Source organism: Massilia sp. Bi118 (assembly GCF_918697865.1).
Taxonomy (GTDB): Bacteria; Pseudomonadota; Gammaproteobacteria; order Burkholderiales; family Burkholderiaceae_D; genus Telluria.
Genome location: NZ_CAKKMV010000007.1, coordinates 212,316 through 238,483 on the forward strand (window position 1 = coordinate 212,316; position 26,168 = coordinate 238,483).

Sequence of the window (26,168 nt, forward strand, 5' to 3'; positions counted from 1 at the left end):
GCCTTTTAAGCAAGTTCCAAGAGAATTACCAACGGAGAACCATATGTTTGGACGCCTGATGCCCACCGAGGGCAAATTTTTCGATCTGTTCAACCAGCACGCGGCGCTGTGCGTGAAGGGTGCGCAGGAAATGGTCGGCCTGATGACCAACTTCGACGACCTGGAAAACCGCACCCACGCTGTGGAGAGCATCGAAAAACAGGCGGACAAGATCACCTACGCGTGCGTCGACCTGCTGCACAAGACCTTCATCACCCCGCTCGACCGCGACGACATCCACAAGCTGATCACCCGCATGGACGACATCCTCGACATGATGGAGGACGCCGCCCAGACCATCTCGCTGTACGACCTGCACGCCGTGACCCCGGAAGCCAAGCGCCTGGCCGAGCTGTGCCTGGCCTGCTGCGAAAAGGTCCAGCAGGCTGTCGGTATGCTGCACAACATGGACAACGCCCAGAAGATGGTCGCGATCTGCGAAGAGATCGACCGCCTGGAATCGGACGCCGACCACGTGATGCGCGCCGCCATGTCCAAGCTGTTCCGCGACGAACCGGACGTGCGCAACCTGATCAAGATGAAGGCCATCTACGAGATCCTGGAAACCGTCACCGACCGCTGCGAGGATGTCGCCAACATCATCGAAGGCATCATCGTCGAAAACGCGTAAGACCATAACAATAAAAACAATATGGATCATCTTCATATCAGCATCTACGTGCTGGGCCTGCTCGTCCTTTTAGCGCTGGTCTTCGACTTCATGAACGGCTTTCACGACGCCGCCAACGCGATCGCGACGGTGGTGTCGACCGGGGTGCTGAAGCCCCAGACGGCGGTGGCCATGTCCGCGCTGTTCAACTTCGTCGCCATCTTCACGGTCGGCGTGCACGTGGCGTCCACCGTGGGCAAGGGCACGGTCGATCCCGCCATCGTCGACCAGTACGTGATCTTCGGCGCGCTGGTCGGCGCCATCGTCTGGAACATCATCACCTGGTACTACGGCATCCCGTCCTCGTCCTCGCATGCCCTGATCGGCGGCCTGGTGGGCGCGGCCGTGGCCAAGTCGGGCACCGGCGCCCTGGTCGGCGGCGGCCTGCTGAAGACCGTCACCTGGATCATCCTGTCGCCGCTGCTGGGCTTCCTGCTCGGTTCGATCGTCATGCTGGCGGTGTCCTGGATTTTTGTCCGCACCCCGCCGCGCAAGGTCGACACCTGGTTCCGCCGCCTGCAGCTGGTTTCGGCCGCTTCGTACAGCCTGGGCCACGGCGGCAACGACGCCCAGAAGACCATCGGCATCATCTGGATGATGCTGATCTTCGCCGGCGTCTCGAACGCCGGCGATGCCACGCCGCCGCTGTGGGTCATCATCTCCTGCTATACGGCGATCTCGCTCGGCACTCTGTTCGGCGGCTGGCGCATCGTCAAGACCATGGGCCAGAAGATCACCAAGCTGAAACCGGTGGGCGGCTTCTGCGCCGAATCCGGCGGCGCGATCACCCTGTTCCTGGCCAGCGCGATCGGCGTGCCGGTCTCGACCACCCACACCATCACCGGCGCCATCGTCGGCGTCGGCTCGGCGCAGAAGGCGTCGGCGGTGCGCTGGGGCGTGGCCGGCAACATCGTCTGGGCATGGGTCTTCACGATCCCGGCCTCGGCCTTCATGTCGGCGATTGCGTGGTGGATCGGCACCCACGTGCTGTAATCAGAACTGGCTTCAAACCGGAAAGGGCAGGAGTAAATCCTGCCCTTTTTGTTTGTGCACGCCACGCAACAGCGTTCCTTTACTTTTTTGTTATCGTAAGTAGTAATATTACATAGTGGCTCTTGCCACCGATAACAACGATAGGGGACACTATGCTAATCAGACGTAGTTTGACTTCACGGCTGCGCTTTGCCGCAGCCGTTTGCACATCCGTCCTGCTTGCCGGCGCAATGGCTGGATGTGGCGCCGGCGACAGTGCCGACGTGCAGCAGGGCACGGCCTCCGGCACGCGCTTGCTGGCCGCGGCGCCCAGCGCATCCGCGGCGCCGGTCGCGCCCGGCAGCATCCGCATGCACTTCCACCGCATCCAGAACGACACCGCCCAATGGGGCGTGTATTCCTGGGACGGCCCGCAGCGCCCGAGCTCGGCCTGGATCACCGACCGCTTCATGTTCGCGAATACGGATGCCTTCGGCGGCTACGTCGACATCCCGCTGGCCGCCGCCAAAAGCGCGATCTGGTTCTTGGTCACCGACGGCACCGGCTTCAAGAACTGCGGCAACGACCAGCACGCCGACCTGAACGCGGACGTCTACACGAAAGGCCAGGAAGTCTGGCTGCTGGAAGGCGACTGCACGGTCTACGCCAGCCAGCCGGCGCTCAGCTACGGCAACCTCGGCAACGCCAGCGCGCACTGGCTGTCCGCGACGGCCCTGGCCTGGCCGGGCGCGCCGGCCGCCGGCGCCAGCTACAAACTGTTTTATGCGACCAATGGCGGCCTCAGCGCCACCCCCGACGCCGCCACCGGCCTGACCGGCGCCAACGGCAGCTTCGATCTGACGCCGGCGCCGCTGTCCGACGCACTGCGCCAGAAATACCCGCACCTGCTAGGGACCACCGGCCTGCAGCTGTCGAACGCCGATGCGGCAAAAGCCGCGCAGCAGGCCAGCGGCCAGTTCGCGATCGCCCAGTACGACGCCAACGGCAATCTGGTGCAGGCGACTTCGCTGCAGATGGCCGGCATGCTGGACGATGTGTTCGCGGCCAGGGCCTCGAAGATGGACCTGGGCGTGAGCTTCAACGTGGTCGGCATGCCGACCTTCCGCGTATGGGCGCCGACGGCGAAATCCGTGTCGCTGAACATGTACGCCAGCGCCGACGCGAAAACGGCGACCACGGTGCCGATGAAGCGCGACGAGGCCAGCGGCGTGTGGACGTACAGCTCGAACGAATTCCGCCAGTCGAACCGCATCTGGTACACCTACACGGTGCAGGTGCTGTCGCGCTGGGCGAACAACACGATCGTGACGAATACCGTCACCGACCCGTACTCGCTCAGCCTGAACGCCAACAGCACGCGCAGCTTCGCGGCGGAGCTGGACAGCCCGGCCCTGAAGCCGTCCGGCTGGGAAGGACAGCACATTCCGAAGCTGGATGCGCCCACCGACATCGCGCTGTACGAACTGCATATCCGCGACTTTTCGGCGATGGACACGACGGTTCCGGAGGCCCACCGCGGCAAGTACCTGGCCTTCACGGACGAAAACGCGAACCCGATGCGCCACCTGAAGTCGCTGGCGAAGGCGGGCATGACCCACGTCCACCTGCTGCCCAGCTTCGACTTCGCCAGCGTCAACGAAGCCGGCTGCGTGACGCCGGCCATTCCGAACGCCGGCCCCGACTGGACCGACCAGCAGGCCGCCGTCGCGAAGGTAGCGGACAGCGACTGCTTCAACTGGGGCTACGACCCGGTGCACTACAGCGCGCCGGAAGGCAGCTATGCCAGCAATGCCAATGACGGCGCCGCGCGCATCCTCGAATTCCGCTCCATGGTGCAGGCCCTGCACAATGCCGGCCTGCGCGTGACCATGGACGTGGTCTACAACCACACCAGCCAGTCGCAGCAGGGACCCTTGTCGGTGCTGGACCGCATCGTGCCGACCTACTACTACCGCCTGGGCGCGAACGGCAACATCCTGAACGACAGCTGCTGCGCCGATACCGCCCAGGAGAACGTCATGATGGGCAAACTCATGATCGACTCGGTGTCGCTGTGGGCGAAGCAGTACAAGGTCGACAGCTTCCGCTTCGACATCATGGGCTTCACGCCGCTGGATCTGCTCAAGCGCCTGCAGGCTTCGGTGAACCAGGCCGCCGGCCGCGACATCTACCTGTACGGCGAAGCCTGGAACTTCGGCAGCGTCGCCAACGACGCCCGCTTCGTGCAGGCGCGCCAGGCCAACATGGCGGGCACCGGCATCGGCTCCTTCAACGACCGCATGCGCGACGCCGTGCGCGGCGGCGGCTGCTGCGACAATGGCGATGCCCTCGTCAGCCAGCAGGGCTTCATCAACGGCGTATGGTACGACCCGAACGGGCAAGCCAACCAGAGCCGCGACGACGCCCTGCGCCTGGCCGACATGGTGCGTGTGGCGCTGTCGGGCACCCTGCGCGACTACCGCTTCACCGACCGCTTCGGCTCCCTGCGTAGCAATGCCCAGATCGATTACTTCGGCCAGCAGGCGGGCTTCGCGGCCCAGCCGTCCGAGACCATCAACTACATCGAGGCCCACGACAACCAGACCCTGTTCGACATCAACGCCTTCCGCCTGCCGCAAGCGACTTCGCTGGCGGACCGGGTGCGGGTGCAGAACCTGGGCGCGGCCATCGTGCTGCTGTCGCAGGGCGTGCCCTTCATCCACGCAGGCCAGGAGATCCTGCGCTCGAAGTCGCTGGACCGCGACAGCTACAACGCCGGCGACTGGTTCAACCGCCTCGATTACAGCTACGCGACCAACAACTTCGGCGTCGGCCTGCCGATGGCGGGACCGAACCAGGACAACTGGGGCATCATGGCGCCGATCCTGCGCAATCCGCTGATCAAGCCGGACATGCGCGCCATCCTGTCCGCAAAAGCGGTGTTCGAGGACCTGCTGGCGATCCGCCAGGATTCGACCCTGTTCCGCCTGCGCACGGCCCAGGACGTGATCGAGCGCCTGAAGTTCCACAACGTCGGCCCCGACCAGGTGCCAGGCGCGATCGTGATGGAAATCGACGGCAACGACCCGGGCAAGTACAAAGGCGCGCAATATAAAGGCGTGGTGGTCGTGTTCAACGTCGACAAAGTGGCGAAGACCATCACCGTGCCGGCCCTGAAAGGCCGCAAGCTGCAGCTGCACCGCATCCAGCGCAACGGCAGCGACGAGGTGGTGAAGGCCGCCGACTTCGAGCGCAACGGCGGCACTTTCAGCATCCCGGCGCGCACCACGGCGGTGTTCGTGCAAAACGCCAACGACTAAAAAGCTGAGACGCAGATGAAAAGGGCCGGGAGTTGCAAGCTCCTGGCCCTTCGTTTTTCATGAAACAGGGTGCTTCAGTTGCGCGGCAAATTCAGGGCGCCGCCGCCCATCACGCGCGAGTTCTCCATTTCTTCCTTGCTGGCCGACTTCACGGCGCTGGCGCGGTCGACATTGCGGCGCGCGATCAGGCTGCCGGTCGGGACCCAGGTCTCTTCCGGACCGGCCTTCCCGGCGCTGTCTTGCGATTCGGCCGCACAGCCGGCCAGCAGGGCGGAACACGCCGCGGCCAGCAGAACCAGATGCTTCATTCTCTCTCCTCGTAAAAGTACTGCGGTTGAAAATCCCTATTTCACGCACACCGCGCGCACCATCTTGATGTCGGTGATCCCGGCCAGCACCTTCTCGATGCCGTCCATCTTCAGCGTCAGCATGCCGTCCTCCAGCGCCTGGGCGAGCAGGGCGGCCACGCGCGCGTGCTCGGTCAGCAGGCGCCGGGTCTTGTCGCTGCCCAGCATCAGCTCGTGCAGGCCGACCCGGCCCCGGTAACCCCTGGTGCACTCGGCGCAGCCGACCGCGCGGTAGAGCGTGAAGCGGCCATCGGGTCCGGCGTAACGCTCGCGCCAGCCGGCCAGCACCTGTTCGCGCGCGGCTTCCGGGTCGCGCCTGAAGGATTCGGTGGCCTGCAGCTCCTCGCAGAATTCCGCCAGCAGCGCCCGCACTTCGTCTTCATCCGGCGCATAGGCCTCGCGGCAGTGGCTGCACAGGCGCTTGGCCAGGCGCTGGGCCAGGATGCCGATCAGCGCATCGGCGAAGTTGAACGGGTCCATGCCCATGTCCAGCAGGCGCACGATGGATTCCGGCGCGCTGTTGGTGTGCAGGGTGGCGAACACCAGGTGGCCGGTCAGCGAGGCTTCGATGCCGGTGCTGACGGTCTCGCGGTCGCGCATTTCGCCGACCATGATGATGTCCGGATCGGCGCGCAGGAAGGCCCGCATCACGGTGGCGAAATCCATGCCGGCCTTGCGGTTGACCTGTACCTGGCGCAAGCCCTTTTGCGTGATCTCGACCGGGTCTTCGGCGGTCCAGATCTTGGTCTCCGGCGTGTTCAGGTGCGAGAGGATGGAGTGCAGGGTGGTGGTCTTGCCCGAGCCGGTCGGGCCGCAAACGAAGAACAGGCCGTAGGGTTTTTCGATCGCGCCCTTCAGGCGTTCGAGGTTGTGCGGCAGGATGCCCAGCTGCGCCATCGGGATCGGCTCGCCGGCCTGCAGGATGCGCATGACGATGTCTTCGACGCCGCCGGCGGAGGGCAGCGTCGCCACGCGCAGCTCGATGTCGAGCGGGCCGTACTTCTTGAATTTGATCTTGCCGTCCTGCGGCTTGCGGCGCTCCGAGATGTCGAGGTCGCACATGATCTTGATGCGCGCCACCAGCGCGCTGCGGTAGCTGGCCGGGATCTCGATATAGGGCACCAGGGTGCCGTCCTTGCGGAAGCGCACGCCGGTCTTGCCCTTGCCCGGCTGCGGCTCGATGTGGATGTCGGAGGCGCCCTGGCGGTAGGCCTCGACGATGATCTTGTTGACCAGCTTGACCAGCTCGTTCTCGACGGCTTCCGAGACGTCGGCGCCGCCGTCCTCGTAGTCTTCGTCGCCTTCGTCCAGGTTGGACAGCAGCTCGCCGACCGAGGCGTTGTCCGTCGTTGCGGTCCCGAAGAACTGCTCGATCGACAGCCGCAGATCGTGGCGCGTGGTCACGCGCAGGGATACGCGGGCGCGCTGGAACACCTGGCCGACGATGCGGCTGGCGCCGACGCGCTCGGGATCCAGTGCCATCACCACCAGGCCATCCTTGCCGTCTTCCAGCGGCAGCCAGCCGTTTTCCTCGACGTACTGCTGCTTCAGGTTGCGCAGCAGTTCGACCGGCTTGATGCGGTCCGGTCGATACGGTTCATAGGGCACGCCGAAGTAGCTGGACAGGGCCACGCCGATGGTGGCCGGGCGCACCCGGTATTCCTCGATCAGTACGGTCTCGACCTCGCTGTCGCGGTCGCGCGCGGTGCGCGTGGCCTGCTCGAGTTCAGCGCCGGACAGCACCGCTTCCTGCACCAGGGCGTCGTACTTGCCGCGCGGGCGCTGTGGACGCAGGCGCTGGCCGAGCGCCACCGACAGCGTTTCGCTCAGCTGCTTCACGCCTTCCACGCAGATGGCCGGGAAGGGGCCGCCACCCCGGTGGTTGATGAACTGGACCACGCCCAGCAACTCGCCATGCCTGGCCACCAGCGGCGCCACCAGCATCTCGCGGGTGCGGTAGCCGGTACGCTGGTCGACGCCGCGCTGGAACTGCAGCTCGGGCGAAAGCCGGCGCAGCTCGAGCTCGTCGTAGACGTCGGTGATGTTCACGGTCTGGCGCGATTGCGCGACGAAGCCGGCCACGGAACCGGGGCCGAGCGGCAGCTTCAGGTCGCGGAAGGACGAGAGCCCGGTCTTCACGCGCGAGACGATGCTGTCCTTTTCCGGCGTGACCGCGTACAGGGTGAAGCGGTCGCTGTCGAACAGGTCGCAGAAGTCCAGGCCCAGGTCGAGCATGATCTCGTCCAGGTTGGCGGTTGCGTGGATCTTGGTGGTGACCTCCTGCAGCTTGCGGAAGAAGGCCTCGCTGCTCACAGCGCGACCTCCAGGCCTTCGCGGGCCAGCACCACGCGCAGGCCGTGCAAACGCCCTTCGAAGCGCGACAAGGCCTCGGCGAACACGGCTTCCAGTTCGTCGTCGCTGCGGGTCGGTTCGTGGTGGGTGCAGTACAGCGCCTTCGCGCCGACCCGCAGCGCCATCTCCAGCGCGCCATCGAAGGTGCCGTGGCCCCAGCCCTGCTTGGCCGGGTATTCCTGGATCGTGTACGAGCAGTCGACGATCAGGGCGTCGACGCCGGCCATGACCGCGTCGATCTCCTGCTGGCGGCGCGCCATCTCCCGCGCCGCCGCCGCGTGCCCGGGATGGTCCGGCGCGTAAGGATTGTAGAAGGGTTCGTGGTCGCCGGTGAAGAACAGCGATGCGCCGTCGCAGCTGATGCGATAGCCGAGATTGGTGACCGGGTGGTTCATCACCACGTTGTCGACGCGGACGTCGCCGAGGTGGTGCGGCTCGCCGGCCTCCAGGGTGCGGTAGGCGATGGTGGCGTCCATCCGTTCTTCGCTGACCGGGAAGTAGCTGTTCTGCAGCTGCACGCCCATCACGTGCTCGATACCCTTGCCGGTGACTGGATCGTGGGCGCCGTGCAGGCAGACCTGCGTGCCCTTCACGAACAGCGGCGCGAAGAAGGGCAGCCCGTGGATGTGGTCCCAGTGGCTGTGGGTGATGAAGATGTCGGCGCGGATGTCGCCGCCGCCCGCGGCGCGGCGCGCCATCAGCGCCTGCGCCAGCGCGTAGATGCCGGTGCCGGCGTCGAGGACGATCGTGGCGCCGGCACGGCTGCAAACTTCGATACAGGTGGTATTGCCGCCATAGCGGACGGTGCGCGGCCCGGGGGAGGGGATCGATCCCCGCACGCCCCAGAATCGGAATTTCATGTCTGTCCCTGATTATTTATATTCTTTTTACAGCCTGTGCATCCGCCCATGATAGCCCCATCGGGGAGGGGATTTTTCTAAATTTGCATTTACGCATCACCAGCTTGTACATGTAAGGACAAGGAGGCTACACTGTTGGTTATTACACACCGGCAACACCAACCCCTCCCGCCATGCAAGAGCTTACCCCGTCCCATATCGCCGAGCGGCTGCACCTGCTCACCGAAGTCAGCGTCGCCCTCGGCGAGAACCACGACATAGAGGCCTTCCTCGAGCGCATCCTGCGGGTGGCGAAGGGCATGACCAATGCGGACGGCGGCACGCTGTACCGGCCCAGCCCGGACGGCCAGAGCCTGGCCTTCCACATCTCGCTGAACGATACACTGGAGATCCACCAGGGCGGAGTCAGCGGCAACAGGATCGACCTGCCGCCGATCCCGCTGCTCGATGCCTACGGCAGCAGGAACCTGGCCTCGGTGGCGGCCTACGCGGCCAACTTCAACCAGTCGGTGAACATCGAGGACGTCTACAAGGCCGACGTCTTCAACTTCTCGGGCATGCGCCTGTTCGACCAGACCTTCGGCTATCACTCGCAATCCTTCCTGACGGTGCCGATGACCGACCACGAGGGCGAGCTGGTGGGCGTGCTCCAGCTGATCAACGCGATGGATCCCGAGACCGGCGCGATCCGCAGCTTCTCCAGCACCGACCAGCGCTTCATCGAGGCACTGGCTTCGCAGGCCGCGGTGGCGCTCACCAGCGAGCAGCTGATCCAGCAGCTCGAGAACCTGCTCGAAGCGCTGGTCAACCTGATCAACATCGGCATCGACGAGAAGTCGCCCTACACCGGCCGCCACTGCCAGTTCGTGCCCGAGCTGACCATGATGCTGGCCGAGGCGGTGCACAAGACGGACAAGGGGCCGCTGGCCGGATTCCGCATGAACGACGCCGACCGCAAGGAACTGTGGCTGGCCGGCCTGCTGCACGATTGCGGCAAGATCACGACCCCGGTTCACGTGGTCGACAAGTCGACCAAGTTGGAGACCATCTTCGACCGCATCCACATGGTCGACACCCGCATCGAGGTGATGCTGCGCGACGCCGAGATCCGCGCGCTGAAGGCCAGGCTCGAGCCAGGCGCCAATCACGCGGCCATCGACGACCTGCTGGCCTCGGAGCAGAAGCGCCTGGTTGACGACCGCGAATTCCTGCGCCGCGCCAACGTCGGCGGCGAGGGCATGCTGCCCGCCGACCAGGAGCGCGTGTACCGCATCGCGCGCCAGCGCTGGACCGGCCCGGGCGGACAAGAGCGCGACCTGCTCGACGAAGAGGAAGTCCGCAACCTCACGGTGCGCTTCGGCACCCTGACCGACGACGAGCGCAAGATCATCAACAACCACATCTGGGTCACGATCCGGATGCTGGAATCGCTGCCCTGGCCCAAGCACCTGAAGAACGTGCCGGAATACGCGGGCGGCCACCACGAGCGCATGGACGGCAAGGGCTATCCGCGCGGCCTGACCCGCGACCAGATGTCGGTGCAGGCGCGCATCATGGCGATCGCCGACATCTTCGAGGCCCTCACCGCCGCCGACCGCCCCTACAAGAAAGGCAAGACGCTGTCGGAGTCGCTCGCCATCCTCGGCAAGTTCGCCCAGAACGGGCACATCGACCCCGACCTGTTTGACATCTTCGTGCGCGAGAAGGTCTACCTGAAGTTCGCCCAGGAGCACATGGATGCGCACCAGGTCGACCCGGTCGACGAGAGCACGATTCCGGGCTATCGGGCGTAAGGGCGCGACGTGCGCGAACGGTTTCGCAAAGTCGGGGCACGCTGGGCCGCGGGACTGCTACTGTGCCTGGCGGCCCTGCTGCAGGTGTCGGGCGACCTGCGCCTGGACCCCATCGAGCGTCTCGACACCTTCATCGCCGGCCTGCGCATGCGCCTGACGCCGGCCGTGCATGACCCGCGCATCGTGATCGTCGACATCGACGAGAAAAGCATCGCGAAGATCGGCCACTTCCCCTGGAACCGCAAGGTGATGGCGCAGCTGACCTCCCGGCTGACCGAGCATTACGGCGTGGCGGCGGTCGGCTACGACATCGTGTTCGCGGAAGCGGACGACAGTTCGGGTTACGGGGTTCTCGACGAACTGGCGCACAAGGATTTGAAAGACGTGCCGGGCTTCGCGCAGAAGGTCGGGGGATTGAAGGAAGCCCTCGACTACGACGGCCTGCTGGTCAAGGCGCTGCGGGACAGGCCGGTGGTTCTGGGCTATACCTTCACGGACGCCGAGCGCAAGGGCAAGCTGCCGGCGCCGGCCTTCCGTGTCGACGACCTGAACGGGCGGGTGGTGCCCGCGTCCGGCAGCAAGGGCTATATCGCCAACCTGCCGCGCCTGCAGGACGCCGCTGCCGGCGGTGGGGTCTTCACCGCCAGTCTCGACGCGGACGGCATTCTGCGCAACGCCGCGCTGCTGGTCAGGATCGGTGACGGCTACTACCCGACCCTGTCGCTGGCGACGGTGGCGGCGGCGCTCGGCGCCAGTCCGCCGAAGCCGGTGTTCCCCAAACCTGCCGACCAGATGTCAGCCAGCGAGCTCGCGACCGCGGCGCCGGAAGCGATCGGCCTGTGGATCGGCAGCGGCAAGGAGCGCCGGCAGCTGCAGGTCAGGGTCGGCGAGAACCTGAGCGACGCCATCGAATTCCGCGGTCCCGGTGGCCGCAAGGGCGGGGCTTTTACCTACGTGTCGGCCAGCGACGTCATCGAAGGCAGGGTGCAAAAGCCTCTGCTCGAAGGGAACATCGTCCTGGTCGGCACCACGGTACCGGGCCTGAACGACCTGCGGTCGACGCCGGTGAACCCGGAATATCCCGGGGTCGAGGTCCACGCCAACATGATCAAGTCCATCCTCGACGACACGATCAAGTTCAGGCCCGATTACGCCGATGCCGTCGACGCCATCGTGCTGGTCGCAAGCGGCATCGCCCTGGCGCTGGCCCTGCCGCTGCTGTCGCCGCTGCCCGCCGTGCTGCTCACGCTGGCGCTGGCGGGCGCGGTCTGCGGTTTCAACTACTACGCCTACCACACGCTCGACTGGATGCTGCGCCTGGGGATGTCGCTGACCCTGATCGCCGGGCTGTTCGTGCTGAACCTCGCCTGGGGATACTTCTTCGAATTTCGCAAGGGCAGGGCGCTGGTCTCGCGCTTTGGCGAATACGTGGCGCCGGAGCTGGTGGCAAAGATGGCCGAGAACCCGGAAGCCTACAATATGGACGGCGAGAGCCGCGAGCTGTCGGTGATGTTCGTCGACGTGCGCGGCTTCACCACCATCTCCGAGGGACTCAGCCCGAAGGCCCTGCGCGAGTACATCAACATCTACCTGACCGCGATGTCGGAAGACATCCGCGCCAGTCACCAGGGCACCCTCGACAAGTACATCGGCGATGCCGTGATGGCCTTCTGGGGCGCGCCGGTGGCCTTTCCCGACCATGCCAGCCGCGCGGTCGCGACCTCGCTGCGGATGCAGGCATCAAGCGAACGATTGAACCGCGATTTCCTGAAACGCGGCTGGCCCGAGCTGAAGATCGGCATCGGCATCAACACGGGCCACATGCACGTGGGCGACATGGGTTCCAGCATTCGCCGCGCCTACACCGTGATGGGCGACGCCGTGAACCTGGGTTCGCGCCTGGAGGGCATCACCAAGGTCTACGGCGTCGGCATCGCAGTCGGCGCCGCTACCCGCCTGGCGGCGCCGGAATTCGTCTACCGCGAGCTGGACCTGGTGCGGGTCAAGGGCAAGAACGAGCCGGTGGCGATCTTCGAGCCGCTCGGCAAAGCGGCCGAACTGGCGCCGGGCGTGCTCGAGGAGCTGCGCGACTGGGATGCGGCGCTGGCGCTGGTGCGCGCCCAGCAGTGGGACCAGGCCCAGGGCCGCATCGAGGCGCTGCGCGCAGCGCATCCGGAGCGCGGCCTCTACCAGCTCTACCTGGAGCGCATCGCCGTCTGGCGCGCGCAGCCGCCGGGCGAGGGGTGGGACGGCGTCACGACGTTCGACAGCAAGTAGCCTTCGGTCCAGCCGAAGCCTGTATCGCCCCTGCAACGCAGGCAGCGGCGGCATCCCCCCATCCCGAGGGGAAGATTCCCTAATTTCATGAAATTTTCTCCTGGGCAAGTGAACCTTGTTTACACTCGCCGTCACTGGGATTTCTTCCACAAAAAATGAACAAGAACATGACTTTACGCCTGGCCCGCCTGTTCGCAGGATCGGTGCTGGCAGCCGCCGTCAGCGCGGCATGGGCGGACGACGAAGTCCGCTTCCCGATCAGCCGCTTCGAGGTCAGCGGCAATACCCTGCTGGCGCCCGCCGAGGTGCAGGCCGCGGTCGCGCCCTGGACCGGGCAGGGACGCGATTTCGGCGACGTCCAGCGCGCCCTCGAAGCGCTCGAGGCGCTGTACCACGCGCGCGGCTACAACGTGGTCACCGTCCAGTTGCCCGAGCAGGAGCTGAACGGCGGCGTGGTGCGCCTGAATGTGATCCAGACCCGCCTGTCCCGCGTGGCCGTCAGCGGCAACCAGTACTTCAGCGAAGCGAACATCCGCGCCGGCCTGCCGTCGCTGCAGCCGGGCCGGACGCCGAACCTGCAGGAGGTCTCCGCCAACCTGCGCCTGGTGAACGAGAACCCCGCCAGGAAGGTGAAGCTGAACCTGGCCGGCGCCGACGCAGAGGACGAGGTCGAAGCCCGTGTCGAGGTGGTCGACGAGCGCCCCTGGAAAGTCATGTTCAGCGCCGATAACACCGGCACCGAGGCCACCGGCGAGACCCATGCCGGCGTGATGCTCCAGCATGCGAACCTGTGGGGCCGCGACCATGTCGGCTCGCTCCAGTACACCACCACCGCCGAGCGTCCGGACCGCGTGGCCGTCTGGTCGGCCGGCTACCACATCCCGCTGTACACGCTCGGCGATTCGGTGGACCTGTTCGCCAGCTACTCGAACGTCGATTCGGGCACCGTCAATGCCGGCATCTTCGACCTGGCCCTGAGCGGCAAGGGTGCGGTCTACGGCGCGCGCTACACGCATGCGCTGGCCAAGCGCGGGCAGCTGGAGTCGCGCCTGGTCTACGGCGCCGACTACAAGGCCTACAAGAACAACGTCGTGTTCGGCGGCCAGAACTTCGGCAACGACGTCACCGTGCACCCGCTCAGCATCGGCTGGGCCGGCAATGCGGTCATGAGCGACGGCGAAGCGAACCTGGCGCTGACCCTGCTGCAGAACATCGCCGGCGGCTCGCGCGGCGGCGCCCGCGATTTCAACGCGGTGCGCGCAAACGCCAAGGCCAGCTACACCATGCTGCGCTTCTCGGCCGCGATCTCGAACGTGATCGCCGGCGACTGGCAGACCCGCGTGCTGCTGAACGGCCAGGCCACCGGCGATGCGCTGGTGCCGGGCGAGCAGTTCGGCGCCGGCGGCTCGACCACGGTGCGCGGCTTCGGCGAGCGCGACCTGGCCACCGATTCCGGCTTCGTCACCAACGTCGAGCTGTACACGCCCAACCTGTGCACGCGCGCTTTCTGGCAGTGCCGCCTGCTGGGCTTCTACGACAGCGCCTGGGGCCAGCGCAACCACATCCTGCCGGGTGAACTGCGCCGCACCGCGATCTCCAGCGTGGGCCTGGGCCTGCGCTTCGCGGCTGGCGCCAAAGCCAGCGTGCAGCTCGACTACGGCCACGGCATCCACACCGGCCAGGTCCAGGCCACCAGCAAGAACAAGCTTCATGTCCGCGTAGGCCTGGCCTACTAGGGAGAACGAGAATGACGACGACTATCCAACGAGGCAGCTTCCGCCGCAAGGCGACGCAGTTGCTGCCAATGCTGCTCGCCGCCTGCTACCTGGCCGGCCCGGCCGCGCAAGCCGCGCCGACCCTGCCGCAAGTGGTGGCCGGCCAGGCCAGCTTCAACCAGCAGGGCAACGTGTTCTCGATCACGAACACGCCCGGCACCATCATCAACTGGCAGAGCTTCAATATCGGGGCCGGCGAGATCACCCGTTTCATCCAGCAGAACAGCGACAGCGCGGTGCTGAACCGCATCCTCGGCCAGGACCCGACGAAGATCCTCGGCGCCCTCCAATCGAACGGCAAGGTCTTCCTGATCAACCCGAACGGCATCCTGTTCGGCCAGGGCGCGCGGGTGGACGTGAACGGCCTGGTGGCCTCGACCCTGAACCTGTCGGATGCCGATTTCCTGGCCGGGAAGAAGAACTTCCAGGCCGGCGCAGGCACGACGCCGGGCGCGGTGCGCAATGAGGGCGCGATCGCCACGCCGAACGGCGGCAAGGTCTTCCTGGTCGCACCGAACATCGAGAATACCGGCATCGTCACGGCGCCGGACGGCGAAGTGGTGCTGGCGGCCGGACGCAGCGTGCAGCTGGTCGACTCGAGCGATCCGAACCTGCAGGTGGTGGTGTCGGCGCCCGGCGACCAGGCGCTCAACCTGGGCACGCTCATCGCCCAGGGCGGCCGCATCGGCATCTTCGGCGCGCTGGTGAACCAGCGTGGCCTGGTGAACGCGGACAGCGCCGTGGTCGGCGCGAACGGCAAGATCGTCCTCAAGGCCAGCGGCAGCACGCTTCTCGCCGCCGGCAGCACGACCAGCGCGAGCGGCGCGGGGCAGGGCGGCGAGATCCAGGTGCTGGGCAAGCAGGTAGCCATCGAAGGCCGGGCCAGCGTCGACGCCAGCGGCAAGCAGGGCGGCGGCACGGTGCTGGTGGGCGGCGACTATCAAGGCGGGTTGGGAACACTGAGCAGCGTCCAGCGCGCGCAGTCCACCCGCATGGACGCCGGCGCCGGCATCCGCGCCGACGCCACCGTCGAAGGCAAGGGCGGCAAGGTCGTGCTGTGGTCGGACGGCGAGACCCGCGCGGCCGGCAGCATCTCCGCGCGCGGCATCGGCGGCGGCAACGGGGGCCTGGTCGAGACCTCGGGCCATGTGCTGGACGTGGACGGCATCGCCGTCAGCGCGGCCGGCGGCAAGCTGGGGAAGAACGGCAGCTGGCTGCTGGATCCCTACGACATCGAAGTGGTCGCCGGCGGCACGGCCGGCGTGAACGACGTGCGCTCCAGCACCAGCGGCGCGCAGACCGGCCTCACCCGCGTCGCGCCGTCGACGCTGACGGCCGCGGGCACCGACGTGGTGCTGCAGGCCCAGCACGACCTCACCATCAGCGACACGATCGAAGCCGCCGGCAGCGTGCGCGCACAGGCCGGCAACGACATCACCGTGAACGCCCGCGTGGCCAGCCGCGACGGCGACCTCGATTTCCGCGCCGGGAACGCCTTCCATCTCGGCGCCGCCGGCTCGCTCGAAACCGGCAACTACATCGACATCGCCGCCAACAAGGTGACGCTGGCCGGCGCGGTCGGCAAGGGCACCGGCACGCAGCTGCCCATCCTGACCTTGACGTCGACCGACCCTGGCCGCACGATCGCGGTCGGCGCAGGCAGCGATGCCGGCATCCTGTGGCTGGATGCGGCGACCCTGGGCCGCCTGAGTGCCGGCCTGTTCGAGATCAACCTGGGCAACAGCCAGCATACCGGGCCGGTGTCCATCGAGTCGGCGCTGAACGCGTCTTCCAACCTGGTCCTCGAAAACAGCGGCAAGATCTACGTAAAGGCGCCGGTCAACCTGACGGCGAACCCGGACAGCCGCTTCATCGCCAGCCTGTACGGCGGGTCGAATGGCCTGATCCAGGTCGGCAACCCGGTGACGGCATCGAAATCGGTGCTGCTGCAGGGCGACCGCGTCTGGATAGCCGCCGCCGTCAACGCCACCGGCGCGGGCGGCAGCGTCACCCTGATGCCGAATAACACCGGCACCGACATGACGATCGGCGGTGCGGGCAACGAAGTCGGTTTCTCGATCGGCCAGGACGCGTTGTCCAGCATCCACGCCTCGACCCTGACGATCGGCGGCCTGGCCGGCGGCACCGGCGGCCTCGACGTCGCGGGCATGGTCAACCTGACCGGCGAAGGCGCATTGCCGAAGCTGGTCCTCGACGCCGGCAGCGGCGAACTGGCGATCCGCGCGCCGCTGCTCAGCGCCGGCACCGTGGCCCTGAACTCGGGCCTGGGTATCTACGAGACTGCGGAAGGCGCAATCGAGGCCAGCGCCGTCGCCGTGCGCGGCGGCCAGGTGGTGCTGAGCGGCGCCAACCGCATCGGCACCTTCGCCAGCAACAGCGACGGCGCCAACGTCTTCCAGCTCACCAACGACGGCGCGCTCACCATCGGCAGCGTCGACGGCTTGAGCGGCGTCAGCGCGAACGGCGGCGCCCTGCAGTTCAAGGTGGCCGGCAACCTGCGTCTGGATGCCGATGTCCGCGGCGGCGTGATGGCCCAGCTGGAAGCCGGCAGCGTGAGCGGCAACGGCACCCTGCAGGCGGACACGGTCTCCCTGCGCACCACCAGCGGCATCGGCAGCGCCACCGCGCCCCTGCATACCGAGGCGAAGGCCCTGATGGCCTGGAACGCGGGCGAGGGCAGCCGCCCGATCAACATCGCCAACCAGGGCGCGCTGGTGCTGATCAGCGCGGTGCAGGACGGCCCCGCCAACACGGGCGCGATCGCGATCGACAGCGTGGGCGGCATGACCGTGCCGGCCTATGCGGGCAACGAAGAGCCGGGCTATTCGGTCGGCGACGTGCGCACCGGCAGCGGCGACATCAGCCTGACCACGCACAGCCCGCTGAGCATCCTGGGCCGCGTGACCACCGACAGCGGCAACGTGCGCCTGGTCGCCGACAATGGCGGCGCCCTGACCATCGCCGAGGGCGCGCGCGTGGCCTCCGCCAGCGGCAGCGTGAGCATCACCGCCGGCACCACCCAGATCGCGGCGAATGCGATCAGCGTGTCCAGCCCGGACAAGCTGCACGTGAACAGCGGCTCGACCGGCGGCCAGCCCGATCCTGTACCGGGCCAGGACCCGGATCCGGGGCAGAACAAGCCGCCGACCCTGGAAACCTGCCTTGTCACCCCGGGCGCGGCCGGCTGCGCGGACGTCATTTCGAAAGCGGTGCAGGCCTGCACCATCGACCCGAACGGCGCCAATTGCGCGCAGGTGCTGCCGAAACTCGAGACCTGCCAGGCCAACCCGGCGGCCCCGGGCTGCAGCGTCGTGCTGTCCCGCCATGAGATCGACGTCTGCCTGGCCGATCCGAAGCTGCCGGGCTGCGGCGCCACGCTGCCGACCTACGATGCCTGCAAGGCCACGCCGTCGTCGTACGGCTGCGGCACCGTGATCCAGCGCCACGACGCAGTCAGCGCCTGTATCGCCAATCCGCAGGCGCCGGGCTGCGCCCAGACCCTGCCGACCCTGGCCGAGTGCCGCGCCGACGCCGGCGTCTACGGCTGCGCGCCGGTGCTGGCGCGCGACCGGTTCCTGGGCTGCGTGGCCCATCCGGAAGGCGCGGGCTGCCTGGAGAACGTGCTGCCCAAGCTGCCGGTCTGCAAACTGACGCCGTCGGCCGAGGGCTGCGCGCAGGTGCTGGAATTGACCTTCCTGTCCTGCCTGGCCAATCCGAACGATCCAAGCTGCAGCGGCGTGCTGCCGACCCTGTCGCAGTGCGTGATCAAGAGCGCCGAGCGCGGCTGCGACGCCGTGCTGCCGACACTGGCCCAATGTATCGGCAGCCCCTCGCTGCAGGGCTGCGGCGTGCGCCTGCCCAGCCTGCAGACTTGCGCTGCCTCGCCGTCGACCGCGGGCTGCGAAGCGGTGCTGCCCAAGCCCGACTTCTGCGGCGCCCATCCGGCCGACCTGAGCTGCGCCATCTTCACCGGCAACGGCGGCAGCGCCCAGAACGCGGACGGCAAGCAGGTCGCGCAGGCGGTCCAGGGCGTGGTCCAGCTGATCAACCAGAGCAAGCCGGGCGCCACGACGCCAGGCGCGGGTCAGCAGGGCGAGGCACAAGACGACAAGAATCCTGGCCAGGGCGGCCGCGCCGCCGGGCCGGCGCAAGCGGAAAACACCGGAGCAAAGAATGAAAAACCAGCGACCAAACTGTACTGCAACTAAGCTAGTCACTGGGGGGATGGCGAACATGCTGAAATCCCTGGTGTGCGCGGCGCTGCTGCTGGCCGGCGACAGCGCCTGGGCCGCACAAGTGGTCGGCGTGGTGGCGCACCTGAGCGGCCCGCTGCTCGACCGCAAGGCCGACGGCAGCGTCAAGGTGCTGGGACCGAAGTCGGAAATCGAGAACGGCGATACCCTGGTGTCCGAGAAAAACACCTACGCCCAGATCCGCTTCGTCGACAACAGCGAGATCACGCTGAAGCCCGGCACCACCTTCCGCGTCGAGAACTTCAACTACGATGCCGGCAAGCCGGAGGCCGACAGCGCCTCCTTCGACCTGGTGAAGGGCGGCCTGCGCTCGATCACGGGCCTACTGGGCAAGCGCAACAAGGAGAAGTTCTCGCTGAAGACGCCGAGCGCCACCATCGGCATCCGCGGCACCACCTTCATTGCGCAGTATGTGCCGCCGCCGCCGCCGGCGCCGGAACGCGACGCGATGCGCATCAATCCGAATCCGAGCCCGCTGACCGAGGTCGGCGTGGGGGCGGGCAAGCTGCCGGCGCCCACGCCGGACGCGGCGCAGCAGAAGGCGCCGGTGGGCGCTCCAGCGCTGCCGCCGGGCCTGCACGTCTCGGTCACGGAAGGCGCGATCGTCGTGACGAACAACGGCGGCTCGCTCGGCTTCCAGGCCGGCCAGTTCGGCTACGTGCCGGGCGTGAACCAGGCGCCGGTGATCGTGCCGCCGAATACGGGCCTGCAGTTCACGCCGCCGCCGAGCTTCAACGGCGGGGCGTCAGGGCCGCAGGCGTCGAACAGCGGTAGTTCGCCGGACAAGGGTGGCGTGGACTGCATCGTTCGATGATGGAACGAAACCGTTGATCCGTCGGGCAAATAAAAAGCCTGCGTCCCTCTCGGGATCGCAGGCTTTCGTTTTGCAGCGACCTGAAACTTACAGCACGTCGCTCGCGTGATCCGCCAGGCGCGAACGCTCGCCGCGCGCCAGGGTCACGTGGCCGCCGTGGCTCCAGCCCTTGAAGCGGTCGACCACGTAGGTCAGGCCGCTCGAGCCTTCGGTCAGGTAAGGCGTGTCGATCTGGGCGATGTTGCCGAGGCAGAGGATCTTGGTGCCCGGACCGGCGCGCGTGACCAGGGTCTTCATCTGCTTGGGCGTCAGGTTCTGCGCTTCGTCGATGATCAGGAACTTGTTGACGAAGGTGCGGCCGCGCATGAAGTTGAGCGACTTGATCTTGATGCGCGAACGGATCAGGTCCTGGGTCGCGGCGCGGCCCCAGTCGCCGGCGTCGCCGTCGCCCTTCATCAGCACTTCGAGGTTGTCGTCGAAGGCGCCCATCCAGGGCGACATCTTCTCTTCCTCGGTGCCCGGCAGGAAGCCGATGTCTTCACCGACCGGCACCGTCACGCGGGTAACGATGATCTCGTTGTAGACCTTGGTTTCCAGGACCTGCGCCAGGCCCGCCGCCAGCGCCAGCAGGGTCTTGCCGGTGCCGGCCTGGCCAAGCAGGGTGATGAAGTCGACTTCCGGATTCATCAGCAGGTTCAGCGCGAAGTTCTGCTCGCGGTTGCGCGCGGTGATGCCCCAGACGTTGTTCTTGTTGTGGCTGAAGTCGCGCAGGGTCTGCAGCACGGCGGTCTTGCCGTTGATTTCCTTGACCTGGGCCTGGAAGGGCGCTTCGCCGTTGTTCGGTTCGAAGAACACGAACTGGTTCACCAGCAGCGATGGGATGAAGGGGCCGGTGACGCGGTAATAGGTGGCCGAATTGCCGCCCTTGATCTCCTGCCAGGACTCCATGTTCTTGCCGTGTTTGGTCCAGAAGTCGTCCGGCAGCTGGACGATGCCCGAGTACAGCAGGTCGGTATCTTCCAGCACGTGGTCGTTGAAGTAGTCCTCGGCGGCCAGGCCCAGGGCGCGCGCCTTGATGCGCATGTTGATGTCCTTCGACACCAGCACGATCGCGCGGCCCGACTGGTCCGCTTCGAGCGCACGAACCACGCCCAGGATCTGGTTGTCGGCCTTGCCCGCGGGGAGGCCTTCCGGCAGGCTGGCGGCGTTCAGGCGGGTCTGGAAGTACAGGCGGCCGCGCGCATCCTTGTTGCCCAGCTTGGCCAGCGGGATGCCGGTCTCGATGGCGTCGTCGTCGGTGTTGGCGATCAGCGCGTCCAGCGTGCGCGATACCTGGCGTGCATTGCGCGCGACTTCCGACATGCCCTTCTTGTGGTTGTCGAGTTCTTCGAGCGTCATCATCGGCAGGTAGACGTCGTGCTCCTCGAAGCGGAACAGCGAGGTCGGGTCGTGCATCAGCACATTCGTGTCGAGCACGAACATCTTGGCCACGCCGGCGCTGTCGGCCTTGCGGCTGGCCGAAGACTTGACGTTGACCTCGACCGGCTTGTGCTTGACCGGATGCGGCTCGTTCATGTCGGTCTCGCGCAGCTTCGCAGTTTTATTTCCTTCGGCGCCGGTCTTGCCGCTCCGGTCTGCGCGGGCAGGGGCGGGAACTGGCGAAGGCGCAGCCTTCGCGGTGCCATTTTCGGGAACGGCTTCGCGCGACGGCGCTTCGACCAGCAGCGCGGCCTTGGACTTGCGCGCACGCGCGGGCTTGGCCGGCACGGCTTCGCCGCTGATCAGGTCTTCGACGGGGTCGTTCTCCGCCTTCGCGGCTGCGCGGACAGGCGATTTGCCGGGTTCGGCTTTGGGGTAATCTTTTGCCAGCAGAATGGTCGCCGGCTTGCTTGGTATTTTCGGTAGTGGCATCAGGTTCTCAATCGTATGGAAGTCGGAAAAATGCACGTGCGGGCGTAGGCGCCGCCGGGCAGGACAGATGCAACCGTGGGGGGAGCTGCGCGGCTACCGGCCGTCTCGAAATGAGTGCGGGGCCGGTGGCCAGATTGGAAAGATGCGTTGAGGTAAAACTGGGACTCAAAATGGGCGACGTAATGGCATCAGGTTAGTGTTAACCGAGCCATCCGTTCAGGGCTGGCTCTTCAAAAATTCCAGCACTTCATTGACGTGATCATTGACTTTCACGCCACGCCATTCTTTCACCACTTTGCCGTTAGCGTCAATGACAAACGTACTGCGCTCGACCCCCCGTACTTTCTTACCGTACATGTTTTTCATCTTCATGACATCGAACTGGGTGCAGACCGCCTCTTCGGGGTCCGAGATCAGTTCGAAGGGCAGGCCGAGCTTGGACTTGAAGCTCTCGTGGGAGCGCAGGGAGTCGCGGCTGAGGCCGTAGATGGCGGCGCCCAGCCCGGTGAATTCGTCGTGGTGGTCACGGAAGGCCATGGCTTCCGTGGTGCAGCCGGGGGTGTTGTCCTTCGGATAGAAATACAGCACCGTGTACTTGGCCGGACGGCCCTGCAGTTCGAAGGTCTGCTCGCCCGTCATCGGGGCGCTGAAGTTGGCAAGCTGGGTATTCGCGGTGGGTGCTGCGCTGGGGCTGTCGGCCACGGTTCTCTCCTGTCAGGATCAGGTATCAAGGACGATCAGCTCTCCCGACCGTCCCGGTAATTCTCCCCACTGAACCGGATATTCGGGCAGCGGGTCATGCTTTATCTTCTCATAGTAGTCCGCCATCGAGGCAAGATGGTAGCCCTGGGCTTTCCAACCTGACAACAGCTGCTCGAAGATGGGGGCAAGTTTCTGTCCTTCAAGTTCCGCGTGCAAGGTATAGACGTGATCGCGGCGGTTTTGCGCCGTCAGCTTCAGGATGTGGGCGGCGATGTTCGCCGTCGTCAGCTCGGCGCCGTCGGCTTCGCGGCCCAGCAGCTCGTCCAGCGTGGGCAGGGTGGTCGGCATCTGGATGTGGCGCATGCTTGTCAAGCGGTAGGGACCGGCGTGCGGGTCGGCCATCGCGCCGCTGTCGAGCAGCATCGCGCGGCCGTCGGAGGCATAGGCATAGCCCTGCGCATCGTGGCGGCGGAAGGCGTGCTCGTTCATCTGCCAGCCGGCCGCGCCATGGGTATGCGGCGCTTCGCCGAAGACCTGGGCGTAGCGCTGCTCGCTCTTCCGCATCATGGCATCGGTCCACTGCGCATCGCGGGCGCGGACATTGTCCTGCCAGCGCACGTGGTCCCAGGTATGGATGCCGCATTCGAAGCCGGCGTCGCGCGCGGCGCGCATCTCGGCCGCGCCTTTCAGGCCGATGTCCGGACCGGGCAGCAGCACGCCGTACATCAGGGTCTTGAAGCCGTAGTGCTCGACTACCGAGGTGCGCGAGACCTTCTGGAAGAAGCCGGGACGCAGCGCGCGCCGCATCGCCCAGCCGGTATGGTCGGGGCCGAGCGAGAACAGAAAGGTCGCGCCGGCGGCGTGGCGGGTCAGCATGCGCACCAGGTTCGGCACGCCTTCGAGCGTGCCGCGGTAGGTGTCGACGTCGATCTTGAGGACGAGCAGGGGAGGGACTAACTGAGCCAAGATGCGCCCTTAATCCATCAGCGCCTGGGCCGCGGCAACCTGGCCGCGGTAGGCGTCGAAGATGTGGCGCAGTGCGTCGGCCATGCCGGTGGTCGGGGCCCAGCCGAGGTCCTGCTTCGTGTTCTCGATCCTGGGCACGCGGTTCTGCACGTCCTGGTAGCCGGCGCCGTAGTAGGCGCCCGAGCTGGTTTCGACGATCTGCACCCTGGCGGCGCCGGCCGCGTATTCCGGATACTCGGCGGCGAGTTTCAGCATCATGCCGGCCAGTTCGCGGATCGAGTAGTTGTTGACCGGGTTGCCGATGTTGTAGATCTGGCCGCTGGCCTTGCCGTCCCTGTTCTCGATGATCTTCATGAGGGCGTCGATGCCGTCATCGATGTAGGTGAAGGCGCGCTTCTGGGCGCCGCCGTCGACCAGCGAGATCGCTTCGCCGCGCACGATGTGGCCGAAGAACTGGGTCAGCACGCGCGACGAACCTTCTTTCGGGGTGTGGATCGAGTCCAGTCCCGCGCCGACCCAGTTGAAGGGACGGAACAGGGTGAAGTTCAGGCCTTCCATGCCGTAGCCCCAGATCACGCGGTCCATCAGCTGCTTGGAGCAGGCATAGATCCAGCGCGGCTTGTTGATCGGGCCGTAGACCAGTTCCGAGTTCTCCGGGTCGAACTCGCCGTCGTGGCACATGCCGTAGACTTCCGAGGTCGACGGGAACACCAGGTGCTTGCCGTATTTGGCGGCCGAGCGGACGATGGGCAGATTCGCCTCGAAGTCCAGTTCGAACACGCGCAGCGGCTGCTGGACGTAGGTCGACGGGGTCGCGATCGCCACCAGCGGCAGGATCACGTCGCACTTCTTGACGTGGTACTCGACCCATTCCTTGTTGATGGTGATGTCGCCTTCGAAGAAGTGCATGCGCGGATGGGCCAGCAGGTCCTTGATGCGGTCCGTGCTCATGTCCATGCCATAGACTTCCCAGTCGGTGGACTCGAGGATGCGCTTGGACAGGTGGTGGCCGATGAAGCCGTTGACGCCGAGGATAAGGACTTTTTTCATAAGGTGGTCTTCAAAGCGAGGCTTTCAGTTCGGCCTGCGAGATGCGCATGCCATCGGCCAGCAGGCTGTGGATGAGGAGGGCGCGGCCGTCGCCGCACACGCCGAGGATCGCATTATCCACCACCGCCAGGCCAGGCGGCAAACCGGCGATTTTCTCAGCCAGATCGCCGCGGTAGAGGCGAGCGCGTTCGATCACGTAACGGCGCGCGCCGATGTCCGTAAAGGCGCCGGGATAGGGCGGAGCCACCGCGCGGTGCAGGTTGTAGACCTGCTGGGCGGGCTGGCTCCAGTCGATGCGGCCGTCTTCGGGCTTGCGGCCGCCGAAGTAGCCGCCTTTCGACAAGTCATTCGGCGTGCGCGGCGCGGTGCCGGCCAGCAGCTGCGGCAGCACCTTATAGAGCGCCAGTTCGGCCGCCACGGTGACCTTGCCGAAGACTTCGAAGGCGGTGTCGTCGGGCAGGATGGGCACGGCCTGCTGGGCCACGATGGCGCCGGCGTCCGGCTTGGCCGTCATCTCGTGCAGCGAGGCGCCGGCTTCACGCGCGCCGTGCAGTACCGCCCAGTTGGTCGGCGCGCGGCCGCGGTATTCCGGCAGCAGCGAGCCATGCATGTTGAAGGCCGGGGCGACATCGAGGATGGCCTGCGGCAGCATGTTGCGGTAGTAGAAGCTGAACATCAGGTCCGGCCTGGCGGCCTTGATTTGCGCCAGCAGCTCCGGGGATTTCGGATCGTCCGGCGTGATGAAGGGGATGCCTTCGGTTTCGCACAGCGACTGCACGGACTCGAACCAGATGTTCTCGGTGGCGCTGTCCTGGTGGGTGACGACCAGGGCGACATCGACGCCGCCGGCAAGCAGGACTTTCAGGCAGCGGACGCCGACGTTGTGGTAGGCGAAGACGACTGCGCGTTTGGGTTGTTGGGTCATGTTCGTATCAATTAAGCGATAACCGATGAGCCGTCGTCCCCGCGCAGGCGGGGACCCCAAGTTCGTGGCTCAGCCCGAAACTTGGATCCCCGCCTGCGCGGGGACGACGATATTCATGCGTTCGGGTGTTTTTTTTCAGCGCACCACGTGCCGCTTCTCGACCTCGTCAGCTGCAGCCTCGGCCGCCGGCACGCCCTGCAGCACGGTCTGCACCACATAGCGCGGCCGTGCGCGCACCTGCTGGTAGATCCGGCCCACGTACTCGCCCACCAGGCCGATCCCGAACAGGATCACGCCCATGAAGAAGAAGGCGATCGCGAACAGGGTGAACACGCCTTCGGCTTCGGCGCCCAGGATGAAGCGGCGGATCAGCAGGAACAGCACCAGCAAGGCCGACAGCAGCGACATCGTGATGCCCAGCAGCGAGAAGAACTGCAGCGGCACCAGCGAGAAGCCGGTCATCAGGTCGAAGTTCAGGCGGATCAGGCTGTACAGCGAATACTTCGATTCGCCGGCCGCGCGCTCTTCGTGCTCGACCACGATCTCGGTCGGCTTGCGCGAGAATTTATAGGCCAGCGCCGGCACGAAGGTGTTCACCTCCGCGCACTGGTTGACCAGGTCGATCACGTTGCGGCCGTAGGCGCGCAGCATGTTGCCCTGGTCAGTGATGTGGATGTTGGTGATGCGCTCGCGCAGGCGGTTCATGGCCTTCGAAGCATAGGTGCGCCAGGCCGAATCCTGGCGCTTGCGGCGGATCGAGCCGACGTAGTCGTAGCCCTCGCGCATCTTGGCGACCAGCTTGTGGATCTCTTCCGGCGGGTTCTGCAGGTCGGCGTCGAGGGTGATCACGATCTCGCCGCGGGTCTGTTCGAAGCCGGCCAGGATGGCCATGTGCTGGCCGTAGTTGCCGTTGAACAGCACGACGCGGGTCACGTCCGGGCGCAGGCGGTACTGCTCGGCCAGGATCGAGACCGAGTTGTCGCGGCTGCCGTCGTTGATGAACACGACCTCGTAGGGGATGCCGAGCTTGTCCATGGCCGGGTACAGGCGCGCGAACAGATTGCCCAGCCCGGCTTCCTCGTTATAGACCGGAATGACGATCGACAGTTCCGGCTTCATGC

At 66.2% G+C, this 26,168-nt stretch carries 17 protein-coding genes; 8 read left to right on the plus strand and 9 right to left on the minus strand.

Going from position 1 to position 26,168, the window contains the following annotated elements; translation table 11 throughout:
- Positions 1-43 precede the first annotated feature (43 nt).
- From LQV39_RS12630 to pulA, 3 genes are all read left to right on the plus strand, one after another.
- A complete protein-coding gene (locus tag LQV39_RS12630) occupies positions 44-670 on the plus strand; it encodes a DUF47 domain-containing protein (RefSeq protein ID WP_047823888.1) in 627 nt (208 codons plus the stop codon).
- Positions 671-691: 21 nt separating this feature from the next.
- Positions 692-1,702 (plus strand): inorganic phosphate transporter, encoded by a 1,011-nt coding sequence (locus LQV39_RS12635; protein WP_230025992.1) that lies wholly within the window; start codon positions 692-694, stop codon positions 1,700-1,702.
- 230 nt (positions 1,703-1,932) lie between these two features.
- Positions 1,933-5,001: a pullulanase-type alpha-1,6-glucosidase gene (pulA, locus tag LQV39_RS12640; protein ID WP_230025994.1), complete on the plus strand. Its 3,069-nt coding sequence runs from the start codon at positions 1,933-1,935 to the stop codon at positions 4,999-5,001.
- A 74-nt stretch (positions 5,002-5,075) separates the two neighbouring features.
- Here the strand turns inward: pulA and LQV39_RS12645 are convergent, their stop codons facing one another.
- From LQV39_RS12645 to LQV39_RS12655, 3 genes are read right to left on the minus strand one after another with little or no spacing between them, the layout of a single operon-like run.
- The gene (locus tag LQV39_RS12645; RefSeq protein ID WP_230025996.1) at positions 5,076-5,309 is read right to left on the minus strand and encodes a hypothetical protein; all 234 of its coding nucleotides are present in this window, start codon (positions 5,307-5,309) and stop codon (positions 5,076-5,078) included.
- A 36-nt stretch (positions 5,310-5,345) separates the two neighbouring features.
- On the minus strand, positions 5,346-7,661 hold the full coding sequence (locus LQV39_RS12650; protein ID WP_230025998.1) for a GspE/PulE family protein: 2,316 nt from the start codon (positions 7,659-7,661) through the stop codon (positions 5,346-5,348).
- Positions 7,658-8,560, minus strand: coding sequence for an MBL fold metallo-hydrolase (locus LQV39_RS12655; RefSeq protein WP_230026000.1), 903 nt, complete (start codon positions 8,558-8,560; stop codon positions 7,658-7,660). The genes LQV39_RS12650 and LQV39_RS12655 overlap by 4 nt, the downstream gene beginning before the upstream one ends.
- Positions 8,561-8,733: 173 nt before the next feature.
- Between LQV39_RS12655 and LQV39_RS12660 the strand changes: the two genes are divergently transcribed.
- From LQV39_RS12660 to LQV39_RS12680, 5 genes are all read left to right on the plus strand, one after another.
- Positions 8,734-10,353: an HD family phosphohydrolase gene (locus LQV39_RS12660; protein WP_230026002.1), complete on the plus strand. Its 1,620-nt coding sequence runs from the start codon at positions 8,734-8,736 to the stop codon at positions 10,351-10,353.
- 9 nt (positions 10,354-10,362) lie between these two features.
- On the plus strand, positions 10,363-12,630 hold the full coding sequence (locus tag LQV39_RS12665) for a CHASE2 domain-containing protein (protein WP_230026004.1): 2,268 nt from the start codon (positions 10,363-10,365) through the stop codon (positions 12,628-12,630).
- A gap of 167 nt (positions 12,631-12,797) precedes the next feature.
- Positions 12,798-14,366, plus strand: coding sequence for a ShlB/FhaC/HecB family hemolysin secretion/activation protein (locus LQV39_RS12670; RefSeq protein WP_230026006.1), 1,569 nt, complete (start codon positions 12,798-12,800; stop codon positions 14,364-14,366).
- Positions 14,367-14,377: 11 nt separating this feature from the next.
- Positions 14,378-18,634, plus strand: a complete 4,257-nt coding sequence (locus LQV39_RS12675; protein ID WP_230026008.1) for a filamentous hemagglutinin N-terminal domain-containing protein — start codon at positions 14,378-14,380, stop codon at positions 18,632-18,634.
- Positions 18,635-18,659: 25 nt separating this feature from the next.
- Positions 18,660-19,493, plus strand: a complete 834-nt coding sequence (locus LQV39_RS12680; protein WP_230026010.1) for a FecR domain-containing protein — start codon at positions 18,660-18,662, stop codon at positions 19,491-19,493.
- A gap of 87 nt (positions 19,494-19,580) precedes the next feature.
- On the opposite strand, the gene LQV39_RS12685 is transcribed toward LQV39_RS12680, so the two are convergent.
- The 6 genes from LQV39_RS12685 to LQV39_RS12710 form a co-directional block, all read right to left on the minus strand.
- Positions 19,581-21,404 (minus strand): PhoH family protein, encoded by a 1,824-nt coding sequence (locus tag LQV39_RS12685; RefSeq protein WP_230026012.1) that lies wholly within the window; start codon positions 21,402-21,404, stop codon positions 19,581-19,583.
- Between the two features lie 216 nt (positions 21,405-21,620).
- Positions 21,621-22,106 (minus strand): peroxiredoxin, encoded by a 486-nt coding sequence (locus tag LQV39_RS12690; RefSeq protein WP_290368584.1) that lies wholly within the window; start codon positions 22,104-22,106, stop codon positions 21,621-21,623.
- A gap of 18 nt (positions 22,107-22,124) precedes the next feature.
- Positions 22,125-23,072 carry a polysaccharide deacetylase family protein gene (locus LQV39_RS12695; RefSeq protein WP_230026014.1) on the minus strand — a complete coding sequence of 316 codons (948 nt, stop codon included), beginning with the start codon at positions 23,070-23,072 and terminating at the stop codon, positions 22,125-22,127.
- A 9-nt stretch (positions 23,073-23,081) separates the two neighbouring features.
- Positions 23,082-24,122: a bifunctional UDP-4-keto-pentose/UDP-xylose synthase gene (locus tag LQV39_RS12700; RefSeq protein WP_230026016.1), complete on the minus strand. Its 1,041-nt coding sequence runs from the start codon at positions 24,120-24,122 to the stop codon at positions 23,082-23,084.
- A 10-nt stretch (positions 24,123-24,132) separates the two neighbouring features.
- Positions 24,133-25,047: a formyltransferase gene (locus LQV39_RS12705; protein WP_230026018.1), complete on the minus strand. Its 915-nt coding sequence runs from the start codon at positions 25,045-25,047 to the stop codon at positions 24,133-24,135.
- A 135-nt stretch (positions 25,048-25,182) separates the two neighbouring features.
- Positions 25,183-26,166 carry a glycosyltransferase gene (locus LQV39_RS12710; protein WP_230026020.1) on the minus strand — a complete coding sequence of 328 codons (984 nt, stop codon included), beginning with the start codon at positions 26,164-26,166 and terminating at the stop codon, positions 25,183-25,185.
- Between the last annotated feature and the right edge of the window lie 2 nt (positions 26,167-26,168).